Genomic DNA, 21,097 nt, shown 5'->3' on the forward strand with positions numbered 1-21,097 from the left:
TGAAGGCTCTGTCAGGGCGGGTTGCATGAGGGGACGCATGTCGGAGGCGGAGCGGGCGGGGACATCCCGTACGGACAAGAGCGCACGTCTCCTCGCCGGGCGGTACCGGCTGGGAGACGTGCTCGGCCGCGGCGGCATGGGGACGGTGTGGCGGGCCGAGGACGAGACCCTGGGACGCACGGTCGCCGTCAAGGAGCTGCGGTTCCCGGGGAACATCGACGAGGAGGAGAAGCGGCGCCTGATCACGCGCACGCTGCGCGAGGCCAAGGCGATCGCGCGGATCCGCAACAACGGCGCCGTCACGGTCTACGACGTGGTCGAGGAGGACGACCGGCCGTGGATCGTGATGGAGCTGGTGGAGGGCAAGTCGCTCGCCGAGCACATCCGTGAGGACGGCCTGCTGGAGCCCAGGCGCGCCGCCGAGGTCGGCCTCGCCGTCCTGGACGTGCTGCGCTCCGCGCACCGCCAGGGCATCCTGCACCGCGACGTGAAGCCGTCGAACGTACTGATCGCCGAGGACGGCCGGGTCGTGCTCACCGACTTCGGCATCGCCCAGGTCGAGGGCGACCCCTCGATCACCTCCACCGGCATGCTCGTCGGCGCCCCCTCCTACATCTCCCCGGAGCGCGCCCGCGGCCACAAGCCGGGCCCGGCCGCCGACCTGTGGTCGCTGGGCGGACTGCTGTACGCCGCCGTCGAGGGCACCCCGCCCTACGACCGCGGCTCGGCGATCGCCACGCTCACCGCGGTGATGACGGAGAACCTGGAGGAGCCGAAGAACGCCGGCCCGCTGCGGGACGTCATCTACGGCCTGCTCACCAAGGACCCCGCCCAGCGGCTCGACGACGCGGGTGCCCGGGCGATGCTCAGCAAGGTCGTCCACGCCCCGGAGAAGGAGGCCGGGACCGAACCGGTCGACGCCACCAAGGTCGTGCCGCTGCCCCCGCAGCCGGACGAGCGCAGGCGCCGCGACGGCTCCCGGGGCACCGGCGGCAAGCGGACCGAGGAGGTCGGCGAGCGGCTGCGCGGAGCGCTGCGTTCCGTGCGCAGGCCCGCCGTCGGGGCCGGTGCGGCAGACGCCGCGCGGACCCGGGCGGGCGACGGTGACAGGGCGGCGTCGGAAGCGGCGGGTGCGACCGCCGTCCACGGGGCCGCCGGGACGGCCTCCCCCGTGCCGCCGCAGCAACGGGCGGGATCGCCACCGGGTACGCGCGCCGGCGCAGCCACTGGTGCCGTCCCTGGGGCCGGTGGGCCGAAAACCACCGGCAGTCCGCAGAGTTCGGGCTGGCCCGTCGTACCGCCGCCGGACCTGCCGGCCCGGTCCGCGCCCCGGGCGCCGCTCACCGACGTGGTGCCGCGCCGGACGCTGATCATCATCGCGGTGATCGTGGCGCTCGCCGTGCTCGGCACCGTACTGGCCCTCACGCTCGGCGGTGGCGACGACGACAAGGGCGCCGAGGGCGGCAGCGGCGGCAAGGCCGTCGCCTCCGCCGGACCCAGCGGCGACACCAGGCAGGACGAGGGGGGCGGCACCGGTACCGACGGCTCCGCCTCCGAGTCGGCGGCGGACGGGGACGCGTCCGGCGCCCCGGACGCCGGAGCGAGCGCGTCCGGCGGGGCCGGGAGCGGGTCGGAGGACGCCGGGAAGTCCGACGACGAGGACGTGGCCGCCACCCACCGGGGCGACCAGGGCTACCGCATCGGGCTGCCCGAGGGCTGGAAGTACGCCTCCACGGGCTCCTCGGGCGACCGCTTCACCGGGCCCCGCGGTCAGAAGCTGCTGGTCGCCTGGACCTCCACGCCCAAGGGCGACCCGGTCGCCGACTGGAAGAACCAGGAGCGGTACATGGTCCGCTCGAACTACCGGAAGATCCGCATAGAGAAGGTGGGCTACCGGGGCTGGAACGCGGCCGACTGGGAGTTCACCTACACCGACGGCGGCACCAAGTACCGCACCGTGGACCGCGGGTTCGTCGTCAACGGCCACCAGGGTTACGCGCTCATGTACACCGCGAAGGCCGACGACTGGGGCAGCGACCTGCGCCGGGACACCTGGCGGACGCTGTCGAAGACCTTCGAACCCAAGTCCTGAGCGGGCGGGGTCCGGGTTTGTGCCGCCCGATATCCGGCATCAGCTCTTTGCGGGTTGCCCGCGGCACGTATCGTGAGTGGTTGCGGACCGTACGCAGCCGGAACGGCCCGCCGGACGAACGGAATTGACCGACGGCTGCCGGGGGTGGCGACGTGGACGACTACGCGGGACGGGTACTCGCCGACCGCTACCGCCTGCCCCTGCCGCCCTCCGACGAGTACGAACTCACCGAGACCCGGGCCTTCGACACCTACAGCGGGCAGGAAGTCCTGGTCCGCCAGGTGCCGTTGCCGGAGGTCGTCGAGGCCGAGGTGCTCGACGCGGACGGCCTGCCCGACGGCTTCACGGCCCGCGAGGGCGGCGTCCGGCGCCCGGGCAGGCGGTCACCGGCGGCGGGCGGTGGACCCAGGCGGCCGGCCGATCCGGTGGTACGGCGTGCCGTCGAGGCGGCGCAGGCCGCGGCGGCCGTGCCCGACCATCCGCGCCTCGACCAGGTCTTCGACGTCTTCGCCGAGGGCGGTTCGCTGTGGATCGTCAGCGAGCTGGTCGCCGCGAGGCCGCTGGCCGCGCTGCTCGCCGAGCAGGCCCTGACGCCGTACCGGGCGGCCGAGGTGGCCTCCGACGTCCTGCTGGCGCTGCGGGTGCTGCACATGTACGGGTGGGTGCACCGCAACATCACCGCGCGCACCGTGCTCGTCTGCGACGACGGACGGGTGATGCTGACCGGCCTGGCGGTCGGCGCGGCGGAGGAGGCGCTGTGCGGGTACGACCCGGTGCCCCCGCCCGACGAGGAACCCGACACCGCGGCCGGTCCGGACCGAACCTCCGGCCCCGGCGGCGGCGCCGGGACCGAAACGCGCGGTCCCGGCGGCGGCGCCGGGGCGCCGGGCGGTGGTGGGGCCCGGACCGGCGTCTTCGCTCCCGGCGACGCCGACCCCGAGGCCGCCCGGCGGGCCGCCATCGAGGCGCGCGACGTCGGCGGGCTCCCGGGGCCCGGAGGCCGGGAGCCGGGCGGAGCCCCCGCCGGACTCGCGCCCGCGTCGCTGGACGCCGGCGGTGACGCCCGCGCCGCCCGTGCCGGTGCGATCGCCGCGTACCGTGCCGGTTCCCGGGCCGCCGCCCGCATCCAGGAGGCCCAGAACGGCCGTGCGGCCCTGCCGGGCGCCCGCCCCGCCCCCGACGACGCGTCACGGGCCGGTGACCCCGGCGAGGCAGCCGGCGCTGCGTACGGTGAGGGTTCCGGTGCGGCATCGGGCGCTGCGTACGGTGGGGGTTCCGGTGCGGCATCGCACGGTCCGTACGGTGAGGGTCCCGGCCCGGCGCCGCACGGCTCCGCCTCCGGTGGGGCACGTCGTCCCGGCCACGGCGTCGAGGCGGAAGGGACCGCGCGGGACGCCGTGCCCGACGTCGTGTCCGGCGCCCCGGAGTTCGGCGACGGACTCGGTCACGCCGCGCTGCCCGGCGCCGCCCTCCCACCCGGGCAGATCACCGACCCCTACGGCGTGGGCACGGCCTCCTGGTACGACGCCACGCCCCGTACCTCAGGCGATCCGGCGTCTTCCACGCCCCGTGCCCTCGGCGACCGGGCGCTTCCCACCCCCCGCCTCGCCGGTGGTCCGGCGGCCGACGCGACGGGCCCGGTGGCCGGGCGGGCCCGGCCCGGCGCGTGGCAGGAGGAAGCGGCCGACCCCGCGGGACCGCCGCGGGAGCGCGGGACCGCCGCGCGCTGGGACGACCTGGTCGCCCGCGCCCCCGCGCCGCGCGGTCCGGCCACCGCGCTCGACGCCGAGCGGGCCCGGCAGACACGGATGGCCGTGGTCGGGCCGGTGACCGAGCGCTGGGCGCCGGAACAGGCCGGTCCGGTGCACGAGAACTGGCAGCTGGCCGCGCCCATCGGCCCCGCCACCGACCTGTGGGCCCTGGGCGCGCTGCTCTTTCGCGCCGTACAGGGACACGCGCCCTACCCGGAGGAGTCGACCGCCGAGCTGGTGCAGCTCGTGTGCGCGGAGCCACCGGCGTTCGCGGAGGAGTGCGGGCCGCTGCGGCCGGTCGTGGAGTCGCTGCTGCGCCAGGACCCCACCGAGCGCATCGACTTCGAGGAACTGAGTGGCTGGCTGCGCTCACTGGTGCGCTCCGCGCCCGAGCCGGAGGCGGGCCTGCACGTCATCGCCGCGCCGCCCGCCGAGACCGGCCGCCTGCCCATCGTGCGCCGCCGCGGCGAGCTGGTGCGCAGGCGGCGAGCCGGGCTGCCCGCGCACCACGGACGCCACAAGCGGGGCAGGCCGGAGCCCGACCGCTCCCCGCGCGGCCTCGGACGGACACTGCTCCTGCTGATACTGCTGGCGATGGCCGGCGCGGTCGCGTACGCCATGTTCTTCATGCCGAAGGGCGACACGAACGGCTCGGGCACCGCCGACCGGACCGGCGCGGCCGGTGAGGCGAGCCAGGCACCGCCCGCGACGTCACCGGACGCCGGCAGCGAGCCCCGGCCGGACCGGACGTCGCCGGAGCCCGGCCCCGGCGCCTCGCGGACGGCGGGCGGCTCCACCGAGACGCAGTCCAACGTCGCCGACGGGTTCACCCTGCGCAAGGACCCGGAGGGCTTCGGCGTCGCCGTGGCCGAGAACTGGAAGCGCACGCCCCGCAACGGCAGCGGCCAGGTCGTCTACGGCAAGGGCGACTTCGAGCTCGTCGTCGTCCCGGGCCGTGACCGCGCCTCCGAGTTCGGCGACGACCCGATGACCTACCAGCGCGACAGCGAGCCGGAGTTGGCGTCGTACCGTGCCTCCAGCTGGGCCACCTCCAGCGGCCTGAAGACCATCGAGGTCGGCGGACGGGCCATGGCGGAGGGGCAGTTCACCTGGACCGGAGCCGACGGCGGCGAGTTGTACGTGCGCAACGTCGCCATCCTGATCGACGGCCGCTACCACGTGGTGCAGGTACGCGGCCCGGAGGCGGAGCGTGACGAGGTGACCCGGCTGTTCGAACAGGCCTCGGCCACCTACCAGTACACAGGCTGACGGCAGTTCGGCCCGATGGTTGCCTGCCGTCACGGAAAGCGACAACCGTCACAGAGGGGTTTCCATACCACCCCACCCGTTCCCCGGACGGGAGCCGGTCCCTAGTCTGACCCTGACAAGACCATTGCGGGGCAACGTGAATCAGATGCAGGGCCGGCTCGTCGCGGGACGCTACCGGCTCGGGGAAGCCATCGGCAGCGGCGGCATGGGCCGGGTGTGGCGCGCACACGACGAGGTGCTGCACCGGAGCGTCGCCATCAAGGAGTTGACCGCCGCGCTCTACGTCTCGGAGAGCGACCAGGCGATACTCCTGGCGCGCACCCGGGGCGAGGCGCGCGCGGCGGCGCGGATCAACCACTCGGCCGTCGTCACCGTGCACGACGTACTCGAACACGACGGTCGGCCGTGGATCGTGATGGAGCTGGTCGAGGGCCGCTCGCTGGCCGACGCGGTCGGGGCGGAGGAGCGGGTCGACCCGCGGGAGGCGGCCCGTGTCGGCCTGTGGGTGCTGCGGGCCCTGCGCGCCGCGCACACCGCCGGTGTCCTGCACCGCGACGTCAAGCCCGGCAACGTGCTGCTCGCCGACGACGGCCGGGTGCTGCTCACCGACTTCGGCATCGCGCAGATCGAGGGCGACTCCACCATCACCCGGACCGGAGAGGTCGTCGGTTCCGTCGACTACCTCGCGCCCGAGCGCGTCCGCGGCCACGATCCCGGCCCCGCGTCCGACCTGTGGGCGCTCGGCGCGACCCTTTACACGGCGGTGGAGGGCAGGTCGCCGTTCCGCCGCACCTCGCCGCTGACCACCATGCAGGCGGTCGTCGAGGAGGAGGCGGGCGAGGCCCGGTACGCCGGTGCGCTCGCGCCCGTCATCAGCGCCCTGCTGCGCAAGGACCCGGCCGCGCGGCCGGATGCGACCGAGGCCGAGCACCTGCTCGCCCAGGCGGCCGAGGGACGGCGCCCGGACGCGGCCCAGGCATATGTGCCGACCACCCGGCACGCGGGCCCGCCGCGCCAGGGCGACACCCTCCACCACGGCCCGGCGGGCACGGCCAGCGGGACGCCCTACCCGCCGGTGACCGGCCCGGCGGCGGTCGGCCCGACGGCCGCCGGTCACACCACGGGTCACGCGGCGGGGGGCCACCCGGCGCCCGGGCACACCGGGGCCGGCCCCTTCCCGACCGGTCCCACGGCGACGGGGCACGGGCCCGCCGGACCGCCGTACGCGGGCGTTGCCGGACGCCCCCGGCGCGGCCGCCTGCGCACCTTCGCCGCAGTCGTCGCCCTCGCCGCGCTCATCGGTGCCGGTACCGCCGTTGTGCTGCAACAACGCGACGGGGACGGCTCGTCGGCGGGCCCGGACCCCACCCGCTCGCCGTCCGCCTCCGCCTCCGCCTCGGCCACGACCGGCGAGGGCCCGGGCGGCTCCGTTCCGGCCGGCTGGGTGCGCCGCGAAGACCCGTTGGGTTTCAGCCTCTACCTGCCCAAGGACTGGCAGCGGACGGACTTCGACGGCGACAGCGGCGAACTCCGGCAGATCGACTACACCCCCGACGGCGGCGAGCACGTCCTGCGCATATCCGTCGACACCGCGCCCGACTACGACGACCCGTACGCGCACCAGCGGGACCTGGACGCGCAGCTCCTCCAGCGGCTGGTCGACTACAGGCGCGTCACCCTGGAACGCGCCGGCTACCGCGACCGCGACAGCTCCCGGTGGTCGTACACCTGGACCGCGCTGGCGAAGGACACCGCCTTCCCGGGCCCGCGTCGTGCCGTGTCGCAGACGTACATGTCCCGGGACGGCGTCGAGTACGCCCTCAACATGTCGGGACCGGCGAGTGAGTGGCCGGCCACGCAACGGCAGTTCAATGCGGTGCTCCAGAGCTGGCGGGAGAAGACCGGCTGACCCGTGCCGCACGACGGCCGGCGGCCTGCACAACGGCGCCCGCCCGCCCGTCGGTTGTCGGCCACCCGGGTGACAGCGGCCCGGAGCCGGTGCGTCCGGTGGGGCATGATGGGGCGCATGGTGACCGAGGGGGCGGGCGGGCGCGTCATCGCGGGCCGTTACCGGCTCCATGAGCGGATCGGCCACGGCGGCATGGGCATCGTGTGGCGGGCCACCGACCAGCTGCTCGCCCGGGAAGTGGCCGTGAAGGCGCTCCCCCTCGACGAGAGCCTCTCCGCGGCCGAGGCCCGGCGCCGCCGCGGGCGCACCCTGCGCGAGGCCCGCGCGGTCGCGCAGTTGCGGCACCCGCACGTCATCGTCGTGCACGACGTCGTCGAGGACGACGAACGGGCGTACATGGTCATGGAACTGGTCGACGGCGGCTCGCTCGCCGACCGGGTCCTCAGCCGCGGCCCGGTCGACGCCGCCGAGGCCGCGCGCATCGGCATCGCCCTGCTCGACGCCCTGCGCACGGCCCACACGGCCGGCATCCTGCACCGGGACGTCAAGCCGTCGAACGTGCTGATCGCCGAGGACGGCAGGGTCGTCCTCACCGACTTCGGCGTCGCCCAGGTCGCGGGCGCCACCACGCTCACCGAGAGCGGCTCCTTCGTCGGTTCCCCCGAGTACACCGCCCCGGAGCGGATGTCCGGTGCCGGGACCGGGCCGGAGTCCGACCTGTGGTCGCTGGGTGTGCTGCTGTGCGCGATCCTCAGCGGCGCGTCCCCTTTCCACCGCGACTCGCTGGGTGGTGTCCTGCACGCCGTGGTCACCGAGGAGATCCGCCCGCCCGCGCAGGCCGGGCCGCTCCTCCCGGTCGTACGGGGGCTGCTGGAACGCGATCCGCGACGGCGGCTGGACGCGGCGTCCGCGGAGGGGATGCTGCGCGCGTACCTCGGCACTGGCCGTACGCCCGCGACGCCCACGGCGCCCGGGTCCGGCGGGCCACGGCGCGCGAGACGGAGCGTGAAGCGGAGCGTGTTCACGGCGGTGCTGCTGGTCGTCGTGGCGGCGGGCGCGGGCATCTCCGCGGCCGCACTGCTGGCGGACGGAGGCGGCGACGGGGGCGGTACGCCGACGAGCTCGGTGCCCGCGACGCCGACGACGGAGCGGACGCCGCCGTCCGCGTCCGCGCCTGCGTCCGCGTCCGCGCCTGCGTCCGCTTCCGGGACGGCCTCGCCACCCGTCGCCCAGTCCCCCGCGGGCGACCCAAACAGGAGATAAGCGGCACCCCGCGTCACGGGTCTGTGACCACCGCGCACCGGCGGTGGAAACGGACGCGCCCGGCGCGATATTGATGGAGCCATGAGCAGCAACGGGGGACCACTCAGCGAGGCGGACGAGCCGACGAGTTTCGCGCTGCAACCGCCGCGTCAGCCCGCCGCGGTGCCGCATCCGGGCCACCCGTACGCGGCACCCGCCCAGGTCGTGCCGCCGCGGTCGCCCGCGTCCCCGTCGACTCCTTCGGGCGCCCCGTCGTCCGCTCCCTCGGCGGCGGCGCCGGACCCGGGTGCCGGGCGGCTCGTCGCAGGCCGTTACCGGCTGCTCGCCAGGCTCGGGCACGGCGGCATGGGCACGGTGTGGCGGGCGAAGGACGAGACCGTGGACCGCGAGGTCGCCGTAAAGGAGCCCCGCCTACCCGATCACCTTCCCGAACGCGAACGGGACAACGCGTTCGAGCGGATGCGCCGCGAGGCGCGCGCCGCGGCCCGGCTCGACCACCCCGCGGTGGTCGGCGTGCACGACGTGGCGGTCGTGGACGGGCAGCCGTGGATCGTGATGGAACTCGTGCGCGGGCGCTCGCTGGGCGACGCCCTGCAGGAGGGCACGCTCGGCGCGCGCGAGGCGGCCAGGATCGGCCTGGAGGTGCTCGGCGCGCTGGAGGCCGCGCACGCCGCCGGCATCCTGCACCGGGACGTGAAGCCGGACAACGTACTGCTCGGCCGGCACGACCGGGTCGTCCTCACCGACTTCGGCATCGCGCAGATCGAGGGCGAGACCAACCTCACGGACACCGGCGGCTTCGTCGGCTCGCCCGAGTACATCGCCCCGGAGCGGGTGCTGGGCCAGCGCCCCGGACCGGCGAGCGACCTGTGGTCGCTGGGCGTGGTGCTGTACGCGGCGACGGAGGGCGTCTCGCCGTTCCGCCGCAGCAACACCCCCGCCACCCTCCAGTCGGTGCTCAACGCCGTGCCCGCGCCGCCCGCCTCCGCGCAGGGCCCGCTGGCCGAGGTGATCACGGGCCTCCTGGACAAGGACCCGGCGCGCCGCCCGGACGCCGCCCGGGTCCGCTCCCTGCTGGACGCCGCCGCGAACCCGCCCGCGCCGCCGCCCACCCAGGTGGTCCGTTTCGCGGGGCCGGACGGGCAGGACCGTCAGGGCGGGGCCTCCGCGCCGTCCGGTGCGGGGTCCCGCTGGGGCGTCCGGCTGGGCCGCAACGCGTGGATCACCCTCGGCGCGGTGGTCGTCGCGGCGGCGGTGGCGTCGTACCTGGTCGTCGCGGACCCCTTCGCGGGCACCCTGCCGGAGGGCTGGAAGCAGCAGAGGCTCGACCCCGGGATCGGCATGAGCGTGGGTGTGCCCGCGGAGTTCGTGAAGGCGAAGCACCCGGACGACTGGGACGGCACCAGCGAGACGTTCGCCGACCCGAGCGGGGCGGTCACCGTCGTCGTGGACCGGGACATCAAGGCCGACGACAAGGGCAACGAGATCCCGGACACCGCCGGCGCCAACGCCTGGGCCGACTGGGAGATGCTCAAGGACGGCGAGTACTCCTGGAACTTCGCCGACAGGCCCGCCCCCGAGGGCGAGCCGGGCGAGACCACGTACAAGGGGAGGAAGGCCGCCGAGAACACCATCCAGTACACGACCGCGGACCCGCGGAACCCCCGTGCCCGTGAGTTCCGCATCCTGTACTACCGGGCCGGCAACGGTGACATGTACAAGGTGTCGGTCGACTACCCCCGCGAGGGCTACTTCGCCGACGAGGGACGGGAGATCGCCCGGACGGTGGTCTCCAACTGGGAGGTCGGCGAGCTCTGATGGGAGACCGGGGCCGGCTGGTCGGCGAGCGCTACCGGCTGCTGCGGCGCGTCGGGTCGGGCGCGTCGGGCACCGTCTGGCGCGGTTTCGACGAGACCGGGGAGCGCGAAGTCGCCGTCAAGCGGCCGCGGCTGCCCGGTGACCCGGCGGACGAGACCCACCGCCGGGCCGCCCACCGCCTCTACCGCGAGGCCCGGGCCGCCGCCCGCGTCGACCACCCCGCCGCCGTCCGCATCCACGACGTGGTCGTCGAGGAGGCCGCACTCGACGGACTGCCCTGGATCGTCATGGAGTGGGTCCCCGGCGAGTCCCTGCACGACGTGCTCCTGCGCGGTCCGGTGGCCGCGCCCGAGGCCGCCCGCGTCGGCCTCGCCGTCCTCGGCGCCCTGCGGGCCGCGCACGCCGTCGGCATCGTCCACCGCGCGGTCAGGCCCGCCAACGTGCTGCTCGGCCCGCACGGCCGGGTCGTCCTCACCGACTTCGGCACCGCCCGCCCGCCGGACGAACAGGCCCTCCGGGGCGCCGGGCCCGGGGCCGACCTGCGGTCTCTGGGCGTCCTGCTGCACGGCGCCGTCGCGGCCGGGCCTGCCGGGCCGCTGGACCCGCTGATCGACCGGCTGCGGGCGCCGGACGCCGGGGCGCGGCCGGACGCGGAGGAGGTCGCGCGGCACCTGGAAGCGGTCGCCGGGCAGCCGGAGGCGGTCGCCGGGCAGCCGGAGGCGGTGGAGGGGCAGGCGCGGGACCTTCGGCCGGCTCCCGGCCGAAAAGAAGTACTTGGGCCAAACCCTTCCGCGTAACGCCCTGATCAGCGGGTTTGTTGCCAGCGATCACTGGCGTCATGTGTGCACTCGGTGAATCACCGTGAATCCCCATTACCGACGGGTACACAAAGCCCTCGCGGCGTCATACCCTGCGGCTCATGACGGACGCGCAGGCCCCGGAACTCACCGGCACGAACCCTCTCGCCCCCAGCCCGGAGGGCGCCCGCACCGCTGCCGACGTGGTCACGCCCGAGCTGGTGGCCCAGCTCACCAAGGGCGTGGCAGGCTCCGGCCGCACCGCCAACCACACCCCGTTCACCGGCGAGAAGCTGGCCGACCTGCCCGAGTCGACGCCCGAGGACGTGGCGGGCGCCTTCGAGCGGGCCCGAGCCGCGCAGGCCGTGTGGGCGCGCACACCGGTGCGGCAGCGCGCCGCCGTCCTGCTGCGCTTCCACGACCTGGTCCTCGAGCGCCAGGCCGAGATCCTCGACCTCATCCAGCTGGAGACCGGCAAGGCCCGGCTGCACGCCCACGAGGAGGTCCAGGCCGTGGCCGTCGCCGCCCGGCACTACGGCCGCAAGGCGCCCGCCTACCTGCGGCCCAAGCGGCACACCGGCGCCGTGCCCACCCTCACGAAGGTCACCGAACTGCGCCACCCGCGCGGCGTCGTCGGCCAGATCGCCCCCTGGAACTACCCGCTGGAGCTGTCCGTCGGCGACGCGCTCCCCGCCTTCGTCGCGGGCAACGCGGTCGTCATGAAGCCCGACACCGAGACCTGCCTGACCGCACTGTGGGCCCGTGACCTGCTGATCGAGGCCGGGCTGCCCGCCGAGGTCTTCCAGGTCGTCCTCGGCGAAGGGCCGGTCGTCGGGCCCGAGGTCGTCAGGCACGCCGACTACGTCTCCTTCACCGGCTCCACCCGCACCGGCCGCGAGGTCGCCCGGGGCGCGGCCGACCGCCTGGTCGGCGTCTCCCTCGAACTCGGCGGCAAGAACGCCATGCTGGTCCTGCGGGACGCCGACATCGACAAGGCCGCGGCGGGCGCCGTGCGCGGCTGCTTCTCCTCGGCCGGCCAGCTCTGCATCTCCATCGAGCGGCTCTACGTCCACGAGTCCGTCGCCGACGCCTTCCTGGAGCGCTTCGCCGCCCGCACCCGGGCCATGCGGCTCGGCACCTCCCTCGCCTACGGCGCCGACATGGGCTCCCTGGTGGGTGAGCGGCAGCTGGAGACCGTCGAGCGGCACGTCGCGGACGCCGTCGAGCGCGGCGCCGAACTCGTCGCCGGCGGGGTCGCCCGCCCCGACATCGGCCCGTACTTCTACGAGCCGACCATCCTCGACGGCGTCGCGGCCCCCATGGCCGTGTGCGCCGAGGAGACCTTCGGCCCGGTCGTCTCCGTCTACCGCTTCAGGACCGAGGACGAGGCGGTCGAGCGCGCCAACTCCACGCCGTACGGCCTGAACTCCTCCGTCTGGACGAAGGACGCCCGGCGCGGCCGCGCCCTCGCCGCCCGGCTGCGCACCGGCACCGTCAACATCAACGAGGGCTACGCCTCCGCCTACGGCAGCGTCCAGTCCCCGATGGGCGGCATGAAGGACTCCGGGCTCGGCCGCAGGCACGGCTCCGAGGGCATCCTCAAGTACACCGAGGCCCAGACGGTCGCCCACCAGCGGCTGCTGCCGATGGCGCCGTCGCTGGGGATGGACGACGAGAAGTACGCGGCCTTCATGAGTCGCAGCCTGCGTCTGATGAAGGCGTTCCGCTTCCGCTGAGCGGCCGCCGCCCGATCCGATCCCGAAACCCCGTTCTCGACGAGGAGAGCACGTGTCGCAGGAGAAGACCGTCAAGACCCGGGACGAGAACGGGTACGACTACGACGTCCTCATAGTCGGCTCCGGCTTCGGCGGCTCCGTGTCCGCCCTCCGCCTCACCGAGAAGGGCTATCGCGTCGGCGTCCTGGAGGCCGGCCGCCGCTTCACCCGCGAGTCGCTGCCGAAGAACTCCTGGGACCTGAAGAACTACCTCTGGGCCCCCGGGCTCGGCATGTTCGGCATCCAGCGCATCCACCTGCTCGGCAATGTCATGGTCCTGGCAGGCGCCGGAGTCGGCGGCGGCTCCCTCAACTACGCCAACACCCTCTACGTGCCGCCGAAGCCCTTCTTCGACGATCCCCAGTGGCGGGACATCACCGACTGGCAGGAGGAACTTTCTCCGTACTACGACCAGGCCCGGCGCATGCTCGGGGTCCGTCTCAACCCGACGATGACCCCTTCCGACGTGCACCTGAAGGCCGCCGCCGAGCGGATGGGCTGCGGCGACACCTTCCACATGGCGCCGGTCGGCGTCTTCTTCGGCGACGGCGAGGACGCCGACGGCACGGCGAAGGCCGAGCCGGGCCGACAGGTGCCCGACCCCTACTTCGGCGGCGCCGGCCCCGACCGCAAGGCCTGCAACGAGTGCGGGGAGTGCATGACGGGCTGCCGGCACGGCGCGAAGAACACCCTCAACGAGAACTACCTGTACCTCGCCGAGAAGGCCGGTGCCGTCGTCCACCCGATGACGACGGTCGTCTCCGTCACGGACGACTCGCGCGGCGGCTTCGCCATCGCCACGCTCCCCACGCACCGGCGGAAGAAGGCCGCGGGCCGCACGTTCACCGCCCGCCGGGTCGTCATCGCCGCCGGCACCTACGGCACCCAGACCCTGCTGCACCGCATGAAGGCGGGCGGCCGGCTCCCCCACCTGTCCGACAGGCTCGGCGAGCTGACCCGCACCAACTCGGAGGCCCTGGTCGGCGCCCAGACCGACGACCGGCGCTACCGCCACGCCACCGGCGCCCCACGCGCCGACTTCACGCGCGGCGTCGCCATCACGTCCTCGATCCACCCGGACGCCAACACCCACATCGAGCCGGTGCGTTACGGCAAGGGTTCCAACTCGATGGGCGGCCTGTCGATCCTCCAGGTCCCCTACGCCGGGCAGGCCGCCTCGGGCGCGTCGCGCGTCCTGGGCTTCCTGGGCCACGCCGCCAGGCATCCCCTGCTGGTCCTGCGTTCCCTGTCCAACCGCAAGTGGTCGGAGCGGACCATCATCGGCCTGGTCATGCAGTCCCTGGACAACTCCCTGGCCACGCACCTGAAACCGACGGGCGTCGGCAAGGGCCTGCTCACCGCCCGCCAGGGCCACGGCTCGCCCAACCCCAGGCAGATCAAGGCCGCGACCGAGGGCGCCTCCGCACTCGCCGCGGAGATCAACGGCTTCGCCGGTTCCAACGTCGGCGAGCTGATGGGCACACCGCTCACCGCCCACTTCCTCGGCGGCTGCCCGATCGGCGCCTCCCGCGAGACCGGCGTCATCGACCCGTACCACCGGCTCTACGGCCACCCCGGCATCTCCGTCGTCGACGGCGCCGCCGTCTCGGCCAACCTGGGGGTCAATCCGTCCCTGACCATCACGGCGCAGGCCGAGCGGGCGATGTCGTACTGGCCGAACAAGGGCGAGAGCGACCCGCGTCCCGCGCAGGGCACCGCGTACGAACGCCTGGCCGCCGTCGCGCCCAGGTTCCCGGCCGTCCCGGAGAAGGCCTTCGGCGCGCTGCGGCTTCCGTTCCTGGACGTGCCCGCTGTGCCGCCGAAGAAGGAGCGGCAGGCGGACCAGCAGTAGCGGTGGAAGAGGTGAGAGGGGCCCGCACCCCCCTCCGAGTGCGGGCCCCTCTCACCCAGCCTGTGTCACGCCGGGAGCGGGGGTGCCCGCGTCGTCCGTTTCGCCCGGGGACTCCGGGGGCTCCGGGGACTCCGGCGAGCTGGTGGAGGTGCTCGTCGAGCCGCTGGGAGCGGGCGTGGTCTCGCTCGTCGACTCGGCCCGGGACGGCGGCTGTCCTGCGGACGGGGCCGGGTCCGTCCCGCTCGGGGAGCCGTCCGACGAGGCGGACGGGGACGGCGTCGTGCCGCCGCCGGCACAGGCTCTCGGGGCCGTGAGCAGTGCGGCGGGGGCGATCGCTGCCGTGGCGGCGGCCGCGGCCAGGGCGCGGCGAGGCTTCATGCCTGTTTGATCAGTGGAACCCGTGCGGGGTTGTCCCCGTGTTCACGGAATCCTCATGTGGCCTGCGTCACGGAGGTGGCGTGACGAAGAGCCCCGCGGAGCCGGAGCCACGGGGCCCTTCCTCGGCCGGCACAGGCGTCAGGGAGGCGCCGGTGCCTCGCAAGCGACGCCGGGGGGTTGCGTCGCTCGCCTCGAATGGCAGTGCGGTCGAGTGGGCTGCGCAGAGGACAAGGCCCTTGTCCCGCCCGTACCGCACCGTGCTGGACGGGGAGGGCCTTCGCAACCGTTCGGTCCTGATGCGGACCCGTTCCGTCGGCCGGCCCCGGGCGTCCCCGGAGCCGGCCGTTCTCTTGGGTGACCGGGCTGCTGTCCCCTGCCGTCCGGTCACTTCCTGGAGCGAGGTCCCACGACGTACGGCACGATCCGCACGTCTCATCGCTCCAGCGAGCCACGCGTGGTTCTTTCGGGCCCGCCCCTGGCTGACACGGACACCGGGACCAACGAGGCCGCTCGCGCACCGGTCACGCGCCGTACGGGTGAGAAGACGCCCGAACTCGGATACGAGCATGCGGCCGCGTGGGGGCCGCCCTCAGACGCGCCCCCGGCACAGCTCCAGCACCGTCATCGCCAGCGCCGTGCCCGGCTTGCCCAGCGCCTGCCGGTAGTGGTCGAGCACCTCCATCTCGCGGGAGAGGTTCACGCGCCGGCCGCCGGAGGTGATCCGTGCCTCCTGGATGACGGCGGAGACGGCCACCCGTTCCTGGATCAGCCCGATGATCCGGTCGTCCAGGGCGTCGATGCGCTCCCGGGCGCCCGTGATCACGTCGGCGGCCTCGGTGGTGTGGGCGCCGGTCTTGTCTGCTGCGGTGACGGTCATGTCGGTGGCTCCTCGCCGAAAGGGTGGCGGCACCTCGGACCGGCACGGTCCGCACACGCCAGGCGCCCCGGACCTTGTCGGCCCGGGGCGCCTGGGAAGTCGCTCGTCAGTTGCTCAAGCAGCACGACCATGGCAGCCGGTGGGCCGGTTGCCATAGGTAAACAGGAACGCCTGGTGCTTGAGCATGGGGCCAGTATGCCCCGGCGACGGTCGGTGTCCAAGCGGGTTCGCATGGTGAGACGCGTGGGGGCCCGGGTGGGCGGGTGACGGCGACACCGCGGACGGCCCGCGGGAGGGGCCGCGGGACGGGCCGCGGGAGGGGCCGCGGGACGGGCCGCGGGAGGGGCGCGGGAGGGCCGCGGGAGGGGCCGCGGGAGGGGCCGCGGGAGGGCCGCAGGACGGACCACGGGAGGAACCGCGGGCGGGACGGTAAGCGGGACGGTGGGCGCGGGGCCGGGTCACCTGCCCAGCTCGGTAGAATCGGGAGCACAAGCTCCCCGCCCGACCGCCGGAAGGCACCCCGTGTCATCAGCGACTCCCGCTGCCGCCGCCCCCGACACCGTCCTGGTCGTCGACTTCGGCGCGCAGTACGCCCAGCTCATCGCCCGTCGTGTCCGCGAGGCGCGGGTCTACAGCGAGATCGTGCCGAGCTCCATGCCGGTCGAGGAGATCCTCGCCAGGAATCCGGCGGCCATCATCCTCTCGGGCGGCCCCTCGTCGGTGTACGAGCCGGGCGCCCCGACCCTCGACCGCTCGCTGTTCGAGGCGGGCGTCCCCGTCTTCGGCATGTGCTACGGCTTCCAGCTGATGGCGCAGATCCTCGGCGGCACGGTCGACAACTCCGGCGCCCGCGAGTACGGCCGTACCGACCTGTCGGTCTCCAAGCCGTCCTCCACCCTCTTCGAGGGCACTCCGGCCGAGCAGGCCGTGTGGATGTCGCACGGCGACGCCTGCTCCGCCGCCCCCGAGGGCTTCACCGTCACCGGTTCCACGGACGTCGTCCCGGTCGCCGCCTTCGAGAACGACGAGAAGAAGCTCTACGGCGTCCAGTACCACCCCGAGGTCATGCACTCCACGCACGGGCAGCAGGTGCTGGAGCACTTCCTGTACCGGGGCGCGGGCCTGGCCCCCGACTGGACCACGGGCAACGTCATCGAGGAGCAGGTCGCGGCCATCCGCGAGCAGGTCGGCGACAAGCGCGCCATCTGCGGCCTGTCCGGCGGCGTGGACTCCGCCGTCGCCGCCGCCCTGGTCCAGAAGGCCGTCGGCTCCCAGCTCACCTGCGTCTACGTCGACCACGGCCTGATGCGCAAGGGCGAGACCGAGCAGGTCGAGAAGGACTTCGTGGCCGCGACCGGCGTGCAGCTGAAGGTCGTGGACGCCAGCGAGCGGTTCCTGAAGGCTCTGGCCGGGGTCTCCGACCCCGAGGAGAAGCGGAAGATCATCGGGCGTGAGTTCATCCGCGTCTTCGAGCAGGCGCAGCTGGAGATCCTCCAGGAGGACGGCCCCGAGGTCGCCTTCCTCGTGCAGGGCACGCTCTACCCGGACGTCGTCGAGTCCGGCGGCGGCTCCGGCACCGCCAACATCAAGTCCCACCACAACGTGGGCGGGCTCCCCGACGACATCGAGTTCGAGCTGGTCGAGCCGTTGCGTCAGCTGTTCAAGGACGAGGTCCGGATGGTCGGCGCCGAGCTGGGCCTGCCCGAGGAGATCGTCCAGCGCCAGCCCTTCCCGGGCCCCGGCCTCGGCATCCGGATCGTCGGCGAGGTCACCGAGGAGCGGCTCGACCTGCTCCGCGAGGCCGACGCCATCGCCCGCGAGGAGCTGACCGCGGCCGGTCTCGACCGCGACATCTGGCAGTGCCCCGTGGTGCTGCTCGCGGACGTCCGCTCCGTCGGCGTCCAGGGCGACGGCCGCACCTACGGCCACCCGATCGTGCTGCGGCCCGTCTCCTCCGAGGACGCCATGACCGCCGACTGGTCCCGGCTGCCCTACGAGGTGCTCTCCAGGATCTCGACCCGGATCACCAACGAGGTCAAGGACGTCAACCGGGTCGTCCTCGACGTGACCTCGAAGCCGCCGGGGACGATCGAGTGGGAGTGACTCCTAGCGCCTGACGGTGCGCAGGGGCTCCCCGGGTCGCCAGATCTCGACGACGAGGTACCTGTCGTCCTCGACGCGGGTCCGCACGACCTCCGTCAGCTCGGTACGGAAGAGGTGGAACGGCTCCGGCGGTTTCACCTCCTCCGCGTATCCGGCCCGTGCCCCGGCGTCCTCGACCTCCACCGCCCGGCCGCCGATCCGTACGTCCCCGCCGCCCATGCCGGCGCCGTCCCCCGGGTTCGCCTGCAGGGCGAAGCGCGGGTCGCGGTGCAGGTCGAGCGCCTTCAGTGAACCCGGCATCATGCCGAGCCACAGCTCGCCGCCGAGGAAACGCACCTCCAGGCCGGTGGTGCGGGGCGAGCCGTCCTTGCGGAGGGTGGCGAGGACGTGGTGCGTGTACGCGCCGAAGCGCGCCCCGACCGTGTCGGCCGGGGCGGGTACGGCGGTGGCGAAACCGGCCCAGTTCACAGGGGTGCCTGAGGTCATACGCCGAGTGTGAACCCGAAAACCGACACCCTCTGTCGTCTATTGGCTCCGGTACTGTCCTCCCGGCCGCACCGCGGGTAGCTTCCGGCCCGTAAGACACACGCAGTACCGGTTCCCGTAGGACACAGGCAGGACAGAGGACACATGCACGGGACGCCCGGGGCCACTCCGCCCCCGCCGCTGCCCACCGACCGGCTGCGGTTCGCGATGCCGCCGAGGCACGACTCGGTCGAGGACGAACGCCGGCACCGCAAGGAACGGCTCGCGGGCGCACTGCGCGTCTTCGGGCGGTACGGGTTCGAGGACGGGGTCTCCGGGCACATCACGGCCCGCGACCCCGAGTACAGCGACTGCTTCTGGGTCAATCCGTTCGGCATGCCCTTCGCCCACATCAAGGTCAGCGACCTCGTGCTGGCCAACTCCGAGGGGCAGGTCGTGGAGGGCGGCCACCATGTGAACCAGGCCGCCTTCACGGTGCACTCCCAGGTCCACGCCGCCCGCCCGGACGTCGTCGCGGTCGCCCACTGCCACTCGGTGCACGGGCGCGCGCTCTCGGCCCTCGGCGACCTGCTCGACCCGATCACACAGGAGAGCTGCGCCTTCTACGAGGACCACGCCCTGTACGACACCTACTCGGGCGTCGCCGTCGACGCCGAGGAGGGCCGGCGCATCGCCCGGGTGCTCGGCTCCGGCAAGGCACTGGTGCTGCGCAACCACGGGCTGCTGACGGTCGGCGACTCGGTCGACGCGGCGGCCTGGTGGTTCCTGTCGCTGGAGCGGTCCTGCCAGGTGCAGTTGACGGCGAAGGCGGCGGGCCGGCCGGTGCTGATCGACCACCGGCAGGCCGTGGCGACCCGGGAGCAGCTCGGCGGCGACCTGGTGGCGTGGATCAACTACCAGCCCCTGTGGCAGGAGGTCAGCCGCCGCGAACCGGACCTGCTCGACTGACCGTTCCGCTCACCGCGACCACGCCGGTCGTGGCGCGTTGTCCCGGGCCTCTCGCGGCCGGGTCAACACCGCGCTCCGCGCCTCACCCGCGCTGAGCAGAGGTAACCGGGGGCGCCGGGCGCGCAAGGGTCCGGGTACGGCACAATTCGCTGTCGTCCCATGGGACTTAGAAGCTCTCACGGTTTCTTGTCCACAGTATCTTCCACAGTTTCTTTTCGGTTTGTCTCACGGTTTCTTTCGCAGGATGCGGGAAGGCGGGCGTCGGGCGTGGCGGTGCAGGAGGCGAGACGCGGGAGCGGCTCGGACAAGGGCGCGTACGAGGCGGCGCACGGCGGGGGCTGCACCTGTGGGGACTGCCCGCACGGTGCCCGTGCGGGGCACCGCAGGGCGGTCGCCGCGTTCCTGTTGCGGCGCGACGAGTTCGCGGCCGGACAGGGGCTGCCGGCCGCGGTGGCCCACTCGGCCTCCGCCTCCCGCCAGTGGGTCTCGGAGGAGCTGGCCCAGTCCGCGGAGATCGTCGCCGAACGCGGTCGTGCCGAGGGCGGCGCCTGGCTCGCGGGGCTGGGCCGTCGCACGGCGGCCGCCGTGTGGGCGGCGGTCGTCCTGCTGCTGCTCGGGCAGTCGCTCACCGCGGTCGGCGCGGGCTGGACGGCGGCGCGCACCGCCGGGCTCGCGGCGGCGCTGGTGGTGGCCGGCGCGCTGACGGCGGCGTCGTGGTTCCACCGGACCCGGGGCGGGGCGCTGGCGCCGGTCATCGGCGAGGACAACCGCCTGTCCACCTCCCGTGCCGTGGCGGCCGCCTGGGTCCTCTTCGTCGCCTACGCGGTGCTCGTGCTGGCCGGACAGCTGGCGGTGGCCTCGGGCCACGACCGGCGGGACGCGCTGATCTCGGGTCTCGAACTCGGCCGCGGCACCGGTGCGGTGACCGTGCTCGCGGTGGTCTGCGGGATCGCGGTCCTGGTACGGCGGGTGGTCGGACTGCGGGTGCTGGGCCAGCGGCTGCAGAAGGTGCGGGCCGACCGGCCGCGCGCGTCCGACCTGCTGACGGACGACGCGGGCCGCGGGACCTTCGCCGACATCCAGTACGTCGTGATCAGCGCCGTCGCCCTGGTCTTCGCGGCGGTACGGCTGGCCCGGCGCCCGGAACAACTGCCCGACCTGCCGTGGGGACTCGCGGTGGTGGTGCTGGTGTCGGCGGCGACCTACGTGGCCGGGAAGTACGCGGAGGGCGGCCGGCCGGTGATCCTCTCCGTGGTCCGGGCACGGGAGGCCGGCGACCTGGACGCGCCGATCCGCACGGGCGACGACATCGAGATCCGCGGCGCGGGCTTCGTGCCGCCGGGCGCCCAGCGGGCGGACCGCCTGTCCCGGATGGTCGTCCGCATCGGACCGGTCAACGTCCACGTCCCCCTGGTCCCGGTGACGGGCGGCTTCAGCAACCCCGCGGACGACCTGCTGACGGTCCCGGTACCGGCGGACGTGGAACCGGGCCGGGTGGACGTCCAGGTGGTCACCGGCGCGGGTGCGGAGACCAACCGGTACGCGATCGACGTGACGGACTGACACCGGCCCGGCATCACCGGCCCGGTCCGCCCCCGGGACTACAGGGCTCCGGTCCGCCCCCGGCACCTCCGCCCCGGGACTACAGGGCTCCGGTCCGTCCCCGGCACCTCCGCCCCGGGACTACAAGTCTCCGGTCCGCCCCGGCACTACAGGGCTCCGGTCCGCCCGCGCGTCTGCCTTCCGCTCCTCGCCCGCGACGGTCGGCGACCTGTCGGA

General features: G+C 74.1%; 13 protein-coding genes and 1 pseudogene. 12 read left to right on the plus strand and 2 right to left on the minus strand.

From position 1 onward, the window contains the following. Positions 1-37: 37 nt before the first annotated feature. The 9 genes and pseudogenes from ACGFYH_RS05575 to ACGFYH_RS05615 all read left to right on the plus strand — a co-directional run bounded on the left by ACGFYH_RS05575 (position 38) and on the right by ACGFYH_RS05615 (position 14,914). On the plus strand, positions 38-2,092 hold the full coding sequence (locus ACGFYH_RS05575; protein ID WP_393801818.1) for a protein kinase: 2,055 nt from the start codon (positions 38-40) through the stop codon (positions 2,090-2,092). Between the two features lie 152 nt (positions 2,093-2,244). Then, complete coding sequence (locus ACGFYH_RS05580) at positions 2,245-5,112, plus strand: protein kinase (RefSeq protein ID WP_393801819.1); 2,868 nt, start codon at positions 2,245-2,247, stop codon at positions 5,110-5,112. 145 nt (positions 5,113-5,257) lie between these two features. After that, positions 5,258-7,021, plus strand: coding sequence for a protein kinase (locus ACGFYH_RS05585; protein ID WP_393801820.1), 1,764 nt, complete (start codon positions 5,258-5,260; stop codon positions 7,019-7,021). A gap of 108 nt (positions 7,022-7,129) precedes the next feature. Continuing rightward, positions 7,130-8,284 (plus strand): serine/threonine-protein kinase, encoded by a 1,155-nt coding sequence (locus ACGFYH_RS05590; protein ID WP_393801951.1) that lies wholly within the window; start codon positions 7,130-7,132, stop codon positions 8,282-8,284. A gap of 81 nt (positions 8,285-8,365) precedes the next feature. Continuing rightward, positions 8,366-10,102 carry a serine/threonine-protein kinase gene (locus tag ACGFYH_RS05595; protein WP_393801821.1) on the plus strand — a complete coding sequence of 579 codons (1,737 nt, stop codon included), beginning with the start codon at positions 8,366-8,368 and terminating at the stop codon, positions 10,100-10,102. After that, positions 10,102-10,815 (plus strand): annotated as a pseudogene (locus ACGFYH_RS05600) (serine/threonine-protein kinase); the annotation flags it as partial. The gene ACGFYH_RS05595 and the pseudogene ACGFYH_RS05600, both read left to right, overlap by 1 nt. A 206-nt stretch (positions 10,816-11,021) precedes the next feature. Continuing rightward, on the plus strand, positions 11,022-12,635 hold the full coding sequence (locus ACGFYH_RS05605) for a succinic semialdehyde dehydrogenase (protein ID WP_393801822.1): 1,614 nt from the start codon (positions 11,022-11,024) through the stop codon (positions 12,633-12,635). A 52-nt stretch (positions 12,636-12,687) separates the two neighbouring features. Next, complete coding sequence (locus ACGFYH_RS05610) at positions 12,688-14,526, plus strand: GMC oxidoreductase (RefSeq protein ID WP_393801823.1); 1,839 nt, start codon at positions 12,688-12,690, stop codon at positions 14,524-14,526. An 82-nt stretch (positions 14,527-14,608) separates the two neighbouring features. Further along, on the plus strand, positions 14,609-14,914 hold the full coding sequence (locus tag ACGFYH_RS05615; protein WP_393801824.1) for a hypothetical protein: 306 nt from the start codon (positions 14,609-14,611) through the stop codon (positions 14,912-14,914). 579 nt (positions 14,915-15,493) lie between these two features. Here the strand turns inward: ACGFYH_RS05615 and ACGFYH_RS05620 are convergent. Next, positions 15,494-15,781, minus strand: a complete 288-nt coding sequence (locus ACGFYH_RS05620; RefSeq protein WP_393801825.1) for a chorismate mutase — start codon at positions 15,779-15,781, stop codon at positions 15,494-15,496. Positions 15,782-16,303: 522 nt separating this feature from the next. On the opposite strand from ACGFYH_RS05620, the gene guaA reads away from it, so the two are divergent. Further along, positions 16,304-17,884: a glutamine-hydrolyzing GMP synthase gene (guaA, locus tag ACGFYH_RS05625; RefSeq protein WP_393801826.1), complete on the plus strand. Its 1,581-nt coding sequence runs from the start codon at positions 16,304-16,306 to the stop codon at positions 17,882-17,884. Positions 17,885-17,887: 3 nt separating this feature from the next. Here the strand turns inward: guaA and ACGFYH_RS05630 are convergent, their stop codons facing one another. Beyond that, positions 17,888-18,370 carry a pyridoxamine 5'-phosphate oxidase family protein gene (locus tag ACGFYH_RS05630; RefSeq protein WP_393801827.1) on the minus strand — a complete coding sequence of 161 codons (483 nt, stop codon included), beginning with the start codon at positions 18,368-18,370 and terminating at the stop codon, positions 17,888-17,890. A 144-nt stretch (positions 18,371-18,514) separates the two neighbouring features. Here ACGFYH_RS05630 and ACGFYH_RS05635 point away from each other — a divergent pair, with 144 nt between their 5' ends. Together ACGFYH_RS05635 and ACGFYH_RS05640 are read left to right on the plus strand one after the other, a co-directional pair. Further along, a complete protein-coding gene (locus tag ACGFYH_RS05635) occupies positions 18,515-19,318 on the plus strand; it encodes a class II aldolase/adducin family protein (protein WP_393801828.1) in 804 nt (267 codons plus the stop codon). 267 nt (positions 19,319-19,585) lie between these two features. Then, a complete protein-coding gene (locus tag ACGFYH_RS05640) occupies positions 19,586-20,881 on the plus strand; it encodes a hypothetical protein (RefSeq protein ID WP_393801829.1) in 1,296 nt (431 codons plus the stop codon). Positions 20,882-21,097 lie beyond the last annotated feature (216 nt).

It is taken from the genome of Streptomyces sp. NPDC048392 (assembly GCF_043200575.1).
Classification (GTDB): Bacteria; Actinomycetota; Actinomycetes; order Streptomycetales; family Streptomycetaceae; genus Streptomyces.

What these genes read in the sequence shown, in the direction of transcription:
- ACGFYH_RS05575 (WP_393801818.1), top strand. Translation starts at nt 38, where the DNA reads ATGTCGGAGGCGGAGCGGGCGGGGACATCCCGTACGGACAAGAGCGCA.
- ACGFYH_RS05585 (WP_393801820.1), top strand. Translation starts at nt 5,258, where the DNA reads ATGCAGGGCCGGCTCGTCGCGGGACGCTACCGGCTCGGGGAAGCCATC.
- ACGFYH_RS05590 (WP_393801951.1), top strand. Translation starts at nt 7,130, where the DNA reads ATGGGGCGCATGGTGACCGAGGGGGCGGGCGGGCGCGTCATCGCGGGC.
- ACGFYH_RS05595 (WP_393801821.1), top strand. Translation starts at nt 8,366, where the DNA reads ATGAGCAGCAACGGGGGACCACTCAGCGAGGCGGACGAGCCGACGAGT.
- ACGFYH_RS05605 (WP_393801822.1), top strand. Translation starts at nt 11,022, where the DNA reads ATGACGGACGCGCAGGCCCCGGAACTCACCGGCACGAACCCTCTCGCC.
- ACGFYH_RS05620 (WP_393801825.1), bottom strand. Translation starts at nt 15,781, where the DNA reads ATGACCGTCACCGCAGCAGACAAGACCGGCGCCCACACCACCGAGGCC.
- ACGFYH_RS05630 (WP_393801827.1), bottom strand. Translation starts at nt 18,370, where the DNA reads ATGACCTCAGGCACCCCTGTGAACTGGGCCGGTTTCGCCACCGCCGTA.
- ACGFYH_RS05635 (WP_393801828.1), top strand. Translation starts at nt 18,515, where the DNA reads ATGCACGGGACGCCCGGGGCCACTCCGCCCCCGCCGCTGCCCACCGAC.